Origin of the sequence: Corynebacterium minutissimum, from assembly GCF_016889765.1 — a bacterium.
GTDB classification, from domain to species: domain Bacteria; phylum Actinomycetota; class Actinomycetes; order Mycobacteriales; family Mycobacteriaceae; genus Corynebacterium; species Corynebacterium minutissimum_B.
Window position 1 is genome coordinate 2,561,770 of the sequence record NZ_CP069533.1, and the last position, 12,799, is coordinate 2,574,568.

A 12,799-nucleotide genomic window follows, 5' to 3' on the forward strand; every position below is an offset into this window, starting at 1 on the left:
CCGTGAACAAGCTATGGGAAGCCTGCCTTACTCTCGCATGGCGGAGACTCAACTGGATAGCGCAACTGCCTTTCTGGCTCTTCGCTGGCTATATTCCGGATTTCGATGAATGGATGGAAGAAATAGAGAAACCATGAACCCTGACACCCTTCACGCCACCGCCGAAACCCTCCGCCGTGCCTACAGCGAACTGGAAGCCGCTAAGCACGCCTCCGGGAAAATACGCGATGAAAGAACCATGCGCCCCGGCGGCCGCCTCGGACCCGCCAGCCCCGGCCGGCCCCGCCCCGTCGAGCTCTGCATGGAGCTAGAACTCCGCCTATACGATTTCGTCTGCGATGCTAAAAGATTCATCACCCCCCGCCGCTCATTCAACAAGAACTGGCCCGAGCTCATGGATTGGATCCTCTTCAACGCCGAGGCCCTCGCCGAGCTCGATGTAGCCGACGACCTCGCCGATGAACTGCGCTGGCAACGCAACCAAATCAACCACCTGCTCTACCCCGCCCCGCCTCGTACCAACCGGCCCGAGCCCTGGCGCCCCGCCCGCCATGTCATCGCCCTACTCCGCGGACAAGGCCACCGCGTAACCGCCGACCAACTACGCAAACTCGCATCACGCGGCCTAATCAACTCCGAAACCAACGGAAGGCTAAACCTCTACCGAACCACCGAAATAATCGATTACCTCAACTCAACACCGCCCGAAAGAAACGCCGCTGACCAGTAATAACCCAACGTTGTCCGCTCATGTGCTATACTTCGTGGCCGTGGCCCCCGTGCGCCCCGGAAACACGCAACACCCCCGGGACAACGTACGGGGGTTTATCCATACCTCAACCCCGGGGAGGTGCCATGGCCGATAAATGGACCGGCCGCGCCGCAGCCAACCTCCGACGCGAATACCTAGAACAATGCCGCGCCATAAACGCCGCCTGCTGGCTCTGTAACCAGCCAATCAACTACGACGCGCGCCCCGGCACCCCCAACTCCTTCGAGCCCGACCATGCTCTCCCGCGCGCCGATTACCCCGAGCTCGCCCTCGACCCCGACAACCTCAGACCAGCCCACGCCTCCTGCAACCGCTCACGCGGAAAAAAGGATCGCCCCCTGCCACTCGGCCGCCGCAGCCTCCCACAATGGGCTTAAACGGCGCGCTAGGCGGGGTAGGGGCGTTCAAATCACTAGCTCGGAAGGCCCCGGAAAATGAGCGGGGAGGGGTTGGCCTCTCTCCCCACGCGCCAGACCGCCCCCCGGTCGCGCGCGTGCGCGCGTGCGCGCGCGTAGATAGAAACACTTCCGGAAGGAGCTCCGCCCGTTGAATAGCCCAATAGCCGCCGTGATTGGCCCCCGATTGTGCGATTCCGCTGCGTTTTGCACCGAAAAAGGCCTATCGCACCGCGTGGCGGTCTCCCGCGTGTCGGTAAAACGCGGCGTACTGAACCGCCTTCCTGATTCCGCGCGGGTTATCGTGCTCGATGGGGTAGAGCTGGAAGGTCTTTCCCGGTTCAACGTGGAGCGCGCCGATTCCTCACCCGGCTATCGCGATAGCTCGTCAAGCGCAGCAGGATATTAAAGGTTGGGGGGATAAGTTTCAATGAGCCGCGTGAACGCTATTTCTTATGAGCGCTTTGGCGTGGATGAACTGTTGCTTTTTGAGGGGAATCCTCGGCGTGGTGATGTAGCCCGTATTTCGGAATCTTTGCGGGCGCGTGGCCAATATAAACCGATTGTGGTTAACCGCGGAACGGAAACCGGTCGGCCGCTGGAAGTCTTAGCCGGTAATCACACGCTCATGGCGGCGCGGTCTATCGGGTGGGAAGAAATCGACTGCGCGGTGATTGATGTTGATGATGATACGGCTAAAGCTATCGTCGCTTCCGATAATCGATTAGCCGACCTCGGCGGCTACGATGACGAGGCGCTGGCTGCGCTGCTGTCTGATTTGGAATCGCTCGATGGAACCGGCTATACGGATTCCGATTTGAACGAAATTCTGAAAGCGCAAGAACAACCCGAGGAACTCACGGATAGGGATGAAGCCCCCTCGGTTCCTGACAAGGCACCCATTTCCGCGCCGGGTGATGTGTGGGAGCTCGGCCCGCACCGCCTGTGGTGTGGCGACTCTACGAATATCGATGGTGTCTTAGAAAATCTGCTGTTTGATGGGCTCGCGGATTGCGTGTGGACCGACCCGCCTTATGGCGTGTCTTATTCCTCTAACGCGCGGCATGCTGGGGACGGTTACCAAACTAACCGGGCTAATCATTCGATTTTGAATGATGGGGAGGAAGGCCTCGCCGAGCTGCTGCATGGGGCGTTTACTACTTTGGTGGCCGCGGCTAAACCGGGCGCGCCGGTTTACGTGGCGCATGCCGATGCGAAACGCCTGGTGTTTGAAACCGCGTTTCGTGAAGCCGGTCTAATCTTTCGCCAGAACTTGATTTGGGTGAAGAACAACCACGCGATCGGGCGCGCGGATTATCACTACAAGCATGAGCCGATTCTTTTTGGTGAAGCCCCGAAATTTGGTGATGAAGCCGAAACCCCAGCGGAAGATGAAACCAATACCGACGAGGTGGATACCACCGCCCCCTACAAGGAAGGCCACGGCCCGGTGCTGTACGGTTTCGCGCCGGGCGGCGCGGTCCGCCTCGGCCGGGGTGGCCCCCGGTGGTTTGGCAATAATTCCCAGTTCACAACACTGGAATTTGCTATGCCGCGCTCGAACGATGTTCACCCCACGATGAAGCCGGTTGATTTGGTGCTGCGCATGCTGAACAACTCATGCCCGCCGGGTGGTGTGGTCCTGGACCTCTTCGGCGGTTCCGGCTCGACCCTGATTGCTGCGCACCACCGCGGGGCGCAGGCCCGCCTGGTGGAACTGGATCCGCGGTATGTTGATGTGATTTGCCGCCGCTGGCAAGAACATACCGGTTCGATTCCTCGGCGTGATGGAGAGGAGGTTGATTTCCTTGCATGAAATTAGTGATGTGGAACGCGCGGTGAACCTGCGCGTGGCCGGCGTGTCTTACGCGGATATTGCCGACCGTCTCGGCGTTGATGTGATTGAAGCCGAGGACATGGTGGCTGGCTACCTGTCTGCCATGAGCTCGGAATCGCCTGATATTCGTATCCGTCTTGAACTGTCCCGGCTGGATTCTTTGCTGAAGGCGATTTGGAAGCAGGCCGCCCGCGGTGACTCTACCGCTGTAGGGCAGGCCCTGAAGATTACCGGCCAGCGCGCGACCCTGCTGTCGAAACTCGGCGATAACCCGTTGGAATCCGGCGTTAGTACTGAACTCGACGGCTCCGTTTCTGAAGAAATGGCGCGATTGTGGAAGCCGGCTGATTTGAAACAGGGGGAATAATGTCTATCTCTGAAGATTACTCATTGCCGGCTTTCGTAGTCCGGTCCATTGCTGCGCGTGGTGATGTGATTACCGAGGCGGACTCTGCCATGGTGCAGGTTGCTTTGTTAGCAGCAAACCAGCTGGAAAAGGAATTTCTGGCCGGTGGTGAACGCGCTACTAAAGCGATGTACATGATTCCGCATTTCAAGAACCTCATGACTGATTTTGGTTGCCTTCCAGCTGCGCGCGCCGAGCTCGATGCTCTATTGAAGCGTCTGAAGGAAACCGGTTCCGAGCCGGGCCCTGAAGATAAGGAAGTGAAGAACGAAATCGCCGCGCGCCGGGCCCGTATCCGTGGCCGGGCTTAAGGGCAAGACCGAGCCGCGTATTTTCACCCCTCCGCTGGTGGAACTCACCCCGGAAACGTCTTTGGGTTTCGGGGTGATTGAATTCGCCGAGACGGTGCTCGGCCTGGAGCTAAGGCCGTGGCAAAAGTGGTTGTTTATCCATGCTCTCGAGCTGGATATGACAACGGTTCCGGGCTCTGATTCCTTCGACCCGGATACGCCGCCGGCGCGCTATTACGATTACCGCTTTAGGCAGGTCTGCGTGCTTGTTGGACGCCAGAACGGTAAAACGCTTCTAATGTGCATCCTCGGCCTGTGGAGGTTGTTCTATGACGGGGCATCCGAAATGATTTCCGCTGCTCAAAATCTAAATGTTGCGCAAGGCACATTGAAGGAAGCGTTTAATCTGGCTCGGTCTCATCCTGATATGAAGAAATATTTACCCCACGAGATGAAGCGCGGGAAGTGGGTTCCAACTATGCGAACCGCTAACGGTTCGAACCGTCTTGAATTAGGGGAGGTCCCGAAAGGTTTAGAGTATGTGCTTGATGCGGCGGGAAGTATGCCCGCCTGGTATGTGGTTGCTAATAACGGCGGTGGCCGTTCCTACTCTGTGGATTTGGCGCTACTCGACGAGGTGCGGGAATATACCGATGAAGAAATGTGGGAAGCCATCGAGCCAACTACCTCGGAGCGGCCCCGGAATCAAATTTGGGCGTTCAGTAACGCCGGTACCGCGCAGTCTGTGGTGTTGAGGCGTATTCGGAACGTTGCTCTGAAGGCGATTAACGCCGGCGATACCGATGATGAACGCCTCTTTTTGGCGGAATGGTCCGCCGAGCCGGGCCGCTCTATCTTTGATAGGGAAGGTTGGGCGGAAGCGAACCCGTCATTGGGGTACGGCGTGCGTACGGAATCGGACATGCTGGCTAAAGCGAAAGCGGCGGTGGATCCGGAAGCTGAAAAGTCCTCCCCGGATGGATTCCGTACGGAATACCTGTGTCAATGGGTGGAATCTTTGGAGCCGGGAAAGATTGGGGAGGACTTGTGGGCCTCTTTGGAATCCCCGGTGGAAATCGACCCGGAAGAAACGCCGGTTTATGTCGGTATCGATGTCGCGGTGGAAGCGCGCGCGGCTCATGTCGCGGTGGCTTTCGAGCGCCCGGATGGTCATTGGCATGTGGAGGTAGTTGCCTCCCGCGCGGGTATCGCGTGGGTTGCTGATTGGCTGGAAGCCCGCCGCGCGGTGGGTTTCGACGGCCGTGTTGGTATGCAGATTCGCGGCGCTCCCTCGGCGGCGCTGGCCCCGTTGCTGGAAGATGCCGGCGTGGAAATCGTGCCGTGGCAGGGTGCGGAAATGAGCGGCTCTGTCCTGGGATACCTGAACGCTATTCGCGCGGGTGAAGTTCATCATTCCGGCCGGGCGGAAGGGGAGGAAGCTTCCCCGACTCTGCTGGAAGCCGCGGTGGTAGGTGTGCGCGATAGGAAGGCCGGCGACGTCTTTATCTGGGATAGGGATAAATCGGTAGGCGATGCAACCCCGTTCATTGCAACGAATATCGCGTGGTGGCTTGGCCACCATAAGGAAGAAGAATTTATCTCTGCTTATTCCGGCGACGGCTGGATTGATGAAGATGAAGCGGATGAAGAACTCTCCGAGGACCTGGACGCGGGAATGATTATTTTCTGATAGGAGGCCTTATGGGCATTCTGGATAAATTAACCGGGTGGCGGCGCCCCCCGGCGGAAGAACCGCGTAACTATGCCCTCGATAACGGGATTAACCTCAACGAAATCTGGGACTTCCATATTGATCACATGTCGGTGGAAGATTTGTACCGTACTCAACCGCATTTGCGTACGGTAACCAGCTTCATCGCCCGTATGGTGTCATCCGTATCCCTGCATGCTTACCGGCGGGAAGCCGACGGCGGGCGGGTAAGGGTGCATGATTCCGAGCTTGCCCAATTGCTGAAGCAATCTTCCCGGTCTTTGCTCATGTCTGATTTGCTTACCACTACCGTGATGGATCTCTGCCTGTACGACGAGTGGATTTGGTACGTGGATTATGATGATTCGTGGGGGGCGCGGTGGTCCATTTATCCGATTCCTCTACGGTGGGTAAGGAAACGGTATTTTGATGACCCGTGGACTTTTAAGGGCATTACCCTAAACGATGAACGCGGCCGGGAAATCTTCCTACCCGCGGAAAAGCTCATTCGCCATTCGGGTTATAACCCGTCTTCCACCCAGTGCGGTGTTTCCCCGATCCTCGCTCTGAAAGATGTGCTGAAGCAAAATAGGGCCCGGGCGGAATACCAGGCCCAGCTGTGGGATAGGGGCCCGCGTATGGCCGGTTTCATCGAGCGGCCGCTGGATGCGAAATGGGACCATAAGGACCGCCAGCGGTTTAAGTCTGATTTGCGTGCCCAATTCGCCGCCGGTGGTTCCGGCGCGGGTGGAATTGCCCTACTGGAAGATGGGATGAAGTTCTCCCCTCATCACCTGAAGGCTTCCGATGAGCAGGTGGTGGAACAAACCAAACTTTCTCTGGAAACCGTGGCGCAGGTCTATCACGTGAACCCGACCATGGTGGGCATTCTGGATAACGCGAATTATTCCAACGTGAAGGAATTCCGGCAGTCCCTCTACGGTGATTCCCTGCTGCCAATCATGAAGGGGATCGAGGAAGCGCTGAATTCTTTCCTGCTGCCAATGATGGGGGTGGAAACCGACGAGTACTACGCGGAATTCAATATGGGCGAGCGTCTGCGCGCCCGATTTGAAGAGCAGGCCGCGGTTACCTCCCAGGCGATTGGTGCGCCGTGGATGACCGTGAATGAAGGCCGCGCGATGAACAACCTTCCGAAAATTGATGGTGGCGATGACCTTGCCCGCCCGCTGAATACGGAATTCGGAAGTAGCGGCCCGGAAGGTGAACCGGAAGGGGATAGCGAATGATTGAGCTAGTGTCCTGGGGTTACCAATACGGGAACGCGCCGGTAGGCCACGCCGCTTTCGACCTCACAGTTCTTCCCCCACCCCCGCCGATAGTTGCCAACGGCTGCGGCCTCGACGAGCCGGTGCAGCGCTACTACCTCTCTGACCCCGTGGTTCAACAATGGGCGGCGACTATCGCCTGCCTCGGCCTGGAGCTCGAGCGAAATCATGAATCCCCGCTCATGGTGTTCATCTGCAAGGAAGGCCGCCACCGCTCCGTGGCCATGGCGGAATACGTAGGGGAACTTTTACGGCTCGGCGGCTCGAAAAATACTATTAGGCACCTTTGCCTAGGAGGTGATCAACGATGACTATTCACGTTGTCATGGGCCCGCCGTGCTCTGGTAAATCAACCTACGTCGCGAAAAAGGCCGGAGTCGGCAACCCCCGCTTTGATGTAGACGCGGTGTACTCATGCCTAGCGGGGCAGGAACTGCATCATGAAAAACCGCCGGCGATTACGGATGTAGTTTCCGCTATGCGGCGCGGTCTTTATGGCTGGCTCATGGATCCGGAAACTCGGCCCGTTGGTGATGTGTGGCTGATCCATGGCAACCCGCCGCCGGCGACAATCGCCTCTTTTAAGGCGGTTGGGGCGGAGTTTCATATTCTCGACCCCGGTATGGAAGCCTGCCTAGCCCGCGCGGAAGAGGATGACCGCCCTGAAGGAACGGAAGAACGAATTAGGGGCTGGTACGACAACCCGCCGGTAATTCCCGACGATGAAAAGGAAGGTGAACCAGTGCTGAAAGATTTCAAGGTGGAAGTAAAGGCCGGCGGCGCCGATGACACCCCGGAAGGCTATATCTCCGCTTACGCCGCGGTATTCGACAACGTTGATTCATACGGTGATGTAATCCGCCGCGGCGCTTTTGAGGAAACGCTGAAGGAATGGAAGGAATCCGGAAACAATATCCCGCTGCTGTACGGCCATGATTTCGCGGATCCTTTCTCAAATATCGGCGTGGTTACCTCCGCGGTGGAAGATGACCACGGCCTGAAGATTGAGGCGGTCCTGGACCTCGACAACGAAAAGGCGGCGCAGGTTCATCGCCTGATTAAGGAACGCCGTCTATCTCAGATGAGCTTCGCGTTCCGCGTGCTCGATGCTGCGGAAGCCACCGTGGATGACGAGCACGTCTTTGAGCTGAAGCGCTTGAAGCTCTATGAGGTGTCCGTCGTTCCGATTGGCGCGAATGAACAAACTGAAATTTTGTCCGTTAAGAACGCCTCCGAGATGCTGTCGACCGCTGTGAAGCAGGCCGGGAAGCTGTCCGAGGCGGAGCGCGCTCGCCTGTCACAGGCGTGTAAGGCCGCCGCTCATGAACTCGACGGCGCCCCCGGCGCCGATGAATCGGCGGAAGATGAATCCAGCTTAGCCCGCGCCCGCGCGGCTAAGGCTCTCGTGATGCTCATGGAAGGAGCAACTAATGCGTAAGACGATCGCAGAACTGAAGGCCGAGCGCGATAAGCTCCGTGCCGAAATTGAGGAGATTGCCTTTAAGGGCGACTCCATGTCCGAGGCGGAATACAACGCAGTTAAGGAAAAGATGGACGAGGTGAAGGAATACGACGCGGAAATCGCGGATCGTGTCGAGCGCGATGAAATGCTGAAGGCCCTGAAGCAGTTCGGTCGCGGCGCTGATTCCGGTGATCCTTCCCCGACGGGTGAAACCGATGAATCTACCCTCGGCGGTCATTTCGTGAAGTCCGCCGCCGCCGAGCTGAAGGCCTTCCGCCCGGGTAAGACGATTTCCTACCAGGCCCCGGAATTTAAGGCGGCCTCCGACCCGTCTCTTACCGGCGGCCAGGGCCAGGGCGTTATCGATGGATACGCCACCGAGTGGTCCCGCGCGATTGTCAACCAGCGCCGTGAGCGCCTGGTAGCCGCCGACCTCATGGGCTCTGCGCGTCTTACCCAGCCGGTAATTAAGTACCTGGTTGAAAAGCTTAACCGCATTGCGGAAGGCGGCCCGGAGTTCGTCGCCGAGGGCGCTAAGAAGCCGTACGTCCGCTACTCCCCGCTGGATCTGGTAACCGAGTCCCCGGCTAAGATTGCGGCGCTTACTAAGGTCTCCGATGAGATGCTGGAAGATCTTCCGTTCATCGCGGATTACATTAATAACCAGCTTGTCTACGACCTCTCTGTCGAGGAAGAAAAAGCCCTCCTGAATGGTGACGGCCAGGGCTCCAACCTCATGGGCCTTTTCAACCGTGAAGGAATTCAGTCTCATGATATTTCCGGCGACCCGTTCGATGGTCTGCTGGAAGCTATCGATATGGTTGCGCTGGCTACCCCGCTTACCGCCGACGGCATCATGCTTAACCCGGCGGATTACCAGCAGCTGCGCAAGAAGAAGGACAATAACGGTCAGTACCTCGCCGGCGGTCCGTTCCAGGGCCAGTACGGCAATAACGGTATTCTGTTGTCCCCGGCGGTGTGGGGCCTGAGCGTGGTTTCCACCCCGGCGGTGGAGCAGGGTACCTACATGGTGGGCGCGTTCCGCCAGGGTGCGACTATCCTTCGCCGCGGTGGCCTGCGCGTGGATTCCACGAATACCAACGTGGATGATTTCGAGAACAACCTCGTTACCCTGCGCGCCGAGGAGCGTCTCGGCCTCATGGTTCCGCGCCCGGCTGCATTCGTCACGGGTAAGATTTCCGGCGCCGGCGCTGCCGCCGATACCGGAGCGGCTGCCTAATGGGCACCCCGCGTGAACTGCGCCCCTATAGCGTTCCGGTAGGAAGCGGGCTGGAGTTCACCCTCATGCTCTCCCCGGAAACTGCCGCCCGTCACTACCCGGATGCCCGGGAAGTGAAGGTGGCGCCGGTGGAAGTAAAGGCGGATAAGCCGCGCCGCGGCCGCCCCCGGAAGAACCGCGCTGCATCTGACTAGGCACCTATCGGAGGAAGGGGGTCTGTGATGGAACTCGAGCACGGCGTTGAATCGTCTGATCCGCAGGTTCCTCAGGAGGCCATTGACCGGGCTGTTTCTACGCTGCGCCAGCTGTGCGGGTGGCATATTTTCCCGGTCATTGATGAAGAACTGGCAATCCTGGTTCCCGGTGACGGCCAGGTGATCCTTCCAACGAAACGCCTTGTGGAAGTGGAATCCCTGCATGTGGATTCCCGCCCGGTAGATGTGTCCGCCCTTACCTATGATGAGGCCGGTATCGTCTACGTTCCCGGGCTAAAGCCCCGCCGGGACGGGGTTCCGCGGAAGGTTGAGGCGAAAATACGCCATGGTTTCGATAATCCTGTGGATGTTATCGGCGTGGTGAAGGCCATGGCGGCGCGGTCCTGCCAGCCTCAATCGTCTTATACCGTGGGCCGTATCTCCCTCGGCGCGCCCGGTGCTGCGACCCCGCAGTCAACGGAATGGCGATTGGTCGATTTCTATAAGTTGGGGGCTCGGCCATGACCGGGGGCCTGATTTTTAACCAGCGCCTGGAGCTGAAGGTCCCGCGGGAAGTCGACAGCGTGTATTCCTCCGAGCCGGTACTGGATTGGGATAACCCGGAATGGAAGGAAGTCCCTTTTCAAGTATCGGTTCAATTCGGCGGGACCTCGGAGGGCGATGACGATCGCCCCCAGGTGGTTACGTCTTACGTACTTATTACCCCGCCGGGGACTGATATTCCGGAACTCTCGGCGGAAAGCGTGATACGTGTCGGCGGGGTAATGGAGCTAGCGGTAGTCGGCGAGCCTGCCCGGTGGCCCGACCCGTGGAACGCCGGGGTAGTGCATCATTTGGAAGCCGATTTGGAGGTAGTCGATGGCTAATTATCCGGGCTGGCAAATGAAGATGTGGGATTCCCTGAATCGGGATAAAAAGCTGCAGGCCGCGGTTATTGACCGCGCTCATAAGACGGCGCGGCGTGCTACTCAACTTTCCCGGGAATCCGGCGGGACTGCTAACTATTCCGTGACCTCTGGTATCCGCCCCGGGGGCCGTTTCTACGCTTCCGTGGTGTCTGACAATGGTGCGGAAGAGCAGGGAACGGAAGAGGTTCCGCGTACTAATGCGCTACGGCGGGCGGTGCGCGGTGGATAATTTCGCACTACTCGTCACCGCGCTAGGGGAAAATTTTCCCTACCCGGTGCACGTGGACCTACCGCATAAATTCGAGCTGAAAGAACTTCCTACGATTGGCCTATTTTCGGCCGGACCAGCGGAACGCCGCCCGGGGTTAAACGTCCTCGGCGTGGATGTGGAAGATATTGATCTCCATTTTTTCGTGAGCCCGGAAATGATGCGCAGCGGTGAGGCGATGAAGCGCGCCGCTATTCTGCGAATTTTCCTAGCTCGGGTGCGTGCCGATTCGACGCGGGTGCTGGATGTTACCCGCCCGGAAATCATGCTTGATCGTAATCCGCGGGTGAAGCGGATAGGCCTCACGGTGTCTATTGCTTCACCTATTGATGAATCCAATTTCCTGTAGGAGGAATTTCTCATGGCCATTGCAACACCTAAGGTTGACCTTACTGCCCCTAACTACTCCACCCAGCTACTGAACCTCGGCGTGACCGGGCGCCTCATGTACGCCCCGCCGGGTACCGAAATGCCCGAAAACATGGGCGCTTACGAGAAGCCCTTTGTTGATTTCGGTTGGATTGCCGATTCCGGTATTTCCGAGTCCCTGAATGAAGAGCGCAACGATTGGACCCCGTGGCAGGCGCAGAACTCCCAGCGCTCTCAGGTCGCGTCTCAGGAATTCACGTTCCAGGCGACCGTGTGGTCTATCGGCGGCCTGGCTAACGCCTTGTACTACGGTGTGGCCGCGGAAGATATGGAATTTGATTCCGCTTCCGGCGTGGTGTCCTTCGAGCAGGGTAAGGAGCTTCCGGAAGAATTCCAGTTCCGTCTCGGTATCGACGTCATCGATGGTAAGAAGGCGCGCCGCTTCCTGCTTCCGGCGGCGTCTGTCTCCGAGCGTGGTGAAATTACCTACACTAAGACCGATTTGGTGGGGTACCAGTTCACCTTCAAGACCAACCTTGATAACGAGCTCGGCTACTCTATCCGCCGTGAATTCCTTGAAGGTTGGAAGCCGGGCCAGGCCGGCTCTACCCTCGAGGCGGATAATTCCGGCCGTAACCCGGGCGATTGGTCTAACCCGCCGGCTTCCGGTGAGGGCGATAACGCCGATACGGGCGGTTCCGGCGATAATGCTGGTACCGAGGAGGCCCCGCGCCCTGGCGCTGAAACTAACTCGGAGGGTGAAACCTCCTAGTCCTAAAAAATGGGGTCGCCGTTCGTGGGTCGCGGCGGCCCCACCCCTTTTAGACCCACAACCCTTTTGACCCACCCCTTTTTTCACAACTTAGGAGGTTGTCTACCATGGCAGCTACTAACCTTGATGCCCTGCTTGAAAAGCGTCGTGAAGTTGTTGGCGATGCTCATACCTTCCCGGTGGAATTCGCCGGTACTACCTTCCATTTCGTCGCCCCCGAGCTGGCTTCCTCGGAATGGAACGACCGCCATACCGAGCTGCGTGAAGATGCCGCCGACGGGATTATTTTCGGCGATACGCTCCGCGCGGAAATGACCGACCTGATCCTCGGCGATGAAGCCGAGGCCTTCATCGAAAAGGCCAATGAGGCCGGTGTGGATCCCCTCTCCATGATTGGCTGGGCTATGCAGGACCATGCTGAACATGTGGGAAAAATCCAGTCCCGCCAGAACTACAATCGTTCCCAGAGGCGTGCGAAGCGGCGCTAAGCGCCACGTACGGCGGGGACCCGGTCGCGGATTGGCTGCGCGGTGATATTACGTCCCGCCGGCTGCGCGTACTCATTGAAGGCCTTCCCGATGATTCGGCGCTTCATCGCGCCTATCGGGACGGGAATGATTGGTCATCACTCCATGGCCTGCTGTGGATATTGGTGCAGGGCCTCCCGCGGTCTGAAATGCTGCTCGCTAGGCAGCTTTCTAAGGAGCAGGCCCGCGGCCTGCGCTTCCCCCGGGTGAAGCCCTACCCGTGGAGCGAGGACAAGGACAAGCAACAATTCGGCCGCGTGGATGAAGGCGATGAAGCCGCGGCCCTTGAATACCTACAAGGACTTTCACCTGATTAAACCCGCTGAACCTGAGGAGGT

Annotated in this window: 20 protein-coding genes; all 20 read left to right on the forward strand. The window is 58.4% G+C overall.

Annotated elements, in window-relative coordinates:
• Positions 1–2: 2 nt before the first annotated feature.
• Positions 3–137 (forward strand): hypothetical protein, encoded by a 135-nt coding sequence (locus I6J26_RS12990; RefSeq protein ID WP_258553369.1) that lies wholly within the window; start codon positions 3–5, stop codon positions 135–137.
• A complete protein-coding gene (locus I6J26_RS12050) occupies positions 134–730 on the forward strand; it encodes a hypothetical protein (protein WP_115021818.1) in 597 nt (198 codons plus the stop codon). The genes I6J26_RS12990 and I6J26_RS12050 overlap by 4 nt, the downstream gene beginning before the upstream one ends.
• A gap of 125 nt (positions 731–855) precedes the next feature.
• Positions 856–1,149, forward strand: coding sequence for an HNH endonuclease (locus I6J26_RS12055; protein ID WP_115021820.1), 294 nt, complete (start codon positions 856–858; stop codon positions 1,147–1,149).
• 169 nt (positions 1,150–1,318) lie between these two features.
• Positions 1,319–1,576 (forward strand): hypothetical protein, encoded by a 258-nt coding sequence (locus I6J26_RS12060; protein ID WP_147279330.1) that lies wholly within the window; start codon positions 1,319–1,321, stop codon positions 1,574–1,576.
• Positions 1,577–1,597: 21 nt separating this feature from the next.
• Positions 1,598–2,983 carry a DNA methyltransferase gene (locus I6J26_RS12065; protein ID WP_115021822.1) on the forward strand — a complete coding sequence of 462 codons (1,386 nt, stop codon included), beginning with the start codon at positions 1,598–1,600 and terminating at the stop codon, positions 2,981–2,983.
• Positions 2,976–3,371 carry a hypothetical protein gene (locus tag I6J26_RS12070; protein WP_147279331.1) on the forward strand — a complete coding sequence of 132 codons (396 nt, stop codon included), beginning with the start codon at positions 2,976–2,978 and terminating at the stop codon, positions 3,369–3,371. The genes I6J26_RS12065 and I6J26_RS12070 overlap by 8 nt, the downstream gene beginning before the upstream one ends.
• Entirely contained in the window at positions 3,371–3,721 is a 351-nt protein-coding gene (locus I6J26_RS12075) for a terminase small subunit (protein WP_115021826.1), read from the forward strand. The genes I6J26_RS12070 and I6J26_RS12075 overlap by 1 nt, the downstream gene beginning before the upstream one ends.
• Complete coding sequence (locus I6J26_RS12080; RefSeq protein ID WP_115021828.1) at positions 3,708–5,390, forward strand: hypothetical protein; 1,683 nt, start codon at positions 3,708–3,710, stop codon at positions 5,388–5,390. Before I6J26_RS12075 ends, I6J26_RS12080 begins: the two co-directional genes overlap by 14 nt.
• Before the next feature lie 11 nt (positions 5,391–5,401).
• Entirely contained in the window at positions 5,402–6,661 is a 1,260-nt protein-coding gene (locus I6J26_RS12085; RefSeq protein WP_115021830.1) for a phage portal protein, read from the forward strand.
• Positions 6,658–7,011: a RapZ C-terminal domain-containing protein gene (locus I6J26_RS12090; RefSeq protein ID WP_115021832.1), complete on the forward strand. Its 354-nt coding sequence runs from the start codon at positions 6,658–6,660 to the stop codon at positions 7,009–7,011. The genes I6J26_RS12085 and I6J26_RS12090 overlap by 4 nt, the downstream gene beginning before the upstream one ends.
• On the forward strand, positions 7,008–8,138 hold the full coding sequence (locus I6J26_RS12095; protein WP_115021834.1) for an HK97 family phage prohead protease: 1,131 nt from the start codon (positions 7,008–7,010) through the stop codon (positions 8,136–8,138). The genes I6J26_RS12090 and I6J26_RS12095 overlap by 4 nt, the downstream gene beginning before the upstream one ends.
• A complete protein-coding gene (locus I6J26_RS12100) occupies positions 8,131–9,402 on the forward strand; it encodes a phage major capsid protein (protein WP_115021836.1) in 1,272 nt (423 codons plus the stop codon). The genes I6J26_RS12095 and I6J26_RS12100 overlap by 8 nt, the downstream gene beginning before the upstream one ends.
• Positions 9,402–9,596: a hypothetical protein gene (locus tag I6J26_RS12105; RefSeq protein WP_115021838.1), complete on the forward strand. Its 195-nt coding sequence runs from the start codon at positions 9,402–9,404 to the stop codon at positions 9,594–9,596. Before I6J26_RS12100 ends, I6J26_RS12105 begins: the two co-directional genes overlap by 1 nt.
• Before the next feature lie 27 nt (positions 9,597–9,623).
• Positions 9,624–10,121, forward strand: coding sequence for a hypothetical protein (locus I6J26_RS12110; protein ID WP_115021840.1), 498 nt, complete (start codon positions 9,624–9,626; stop codon positions 10,119–10,121).
• On the forward strand, positions 10,118–10,483 hold the full coding sequence (locus I6J26_RS12115; RefSeq protein WP_115021842.1) for a hypothetical protein: 366 nt from the start codon (positions 10,118–10,120) through the stop codon (positions 10,481–10,483). The genes I6J26_RS12110 and I6J26_RS12115 overlap by 4 nt, the downstream gene beginning before the upstream one ends.
• The gene (locus I6J26_RS12120; protein ID WP_239121795.1) at positions 10,476–10,754 is read left to right on the forward strand and encodes a hypothetical protein; all 279 of its coding nucleotides are present in this window, start codon (positions 10,476–10,478) and stop codon (positions 10,752–10,754) included. Before I6J26_RS12115 ends, I6J26_RS12120 begins: the two co-directional genes overlap by 8 nt.
• A complete protein-coding gene (locus I6J26_RS12125) occupies positions 10,723–11,142 on the forward strand; it encodes a hypothetical protein (protein ID WP_115021844.1) in 420 nt (139 codons plus the stop codon). Before I6J26_RS12120 ends, I6J26_RS12125 begins: the two co-directional genes overlap by 32 nt.
• A gap of 12 nt (positions 11,143–11,154) precedes the next feature.
• Positions 11,155–11,934, forward strand: a complete 780-nt coding sequence (locus tag I6J26_RS12130) for a hypothetical protein (RefSeq protein ID WP_115021846.1) — start codon at positions 11,155–11,157, stop codon at positions 11,932–11,934.
• A gap of 107 nt (positions 11,935–12,041) precedes the next feature.
• The gene (locus I6J26_RS12135) at positions 12,042–12,422 is read left to right on the forward strand and encodes a hypothetical protein (protein WP_115021848.1); all 381 of its coding nucleotides are present in this window, start codon (positions 12,042–12,044) and stop codon (positions 12,420–12,422) included.
• A 188-nt stretch (positions 12,423–12,610) separates the two neighbouring features.
• Entirely contained in the window at positions 12,611–12,778 is a 168-nt protein-coding gene (locus tag I6J26_RS12140) for a hypothetical protein (RefSeq protein ID WP_181815362.1), read from the forward strand.
• Positions 12,779–12,799: the final 21 nt, after the last annotated feature.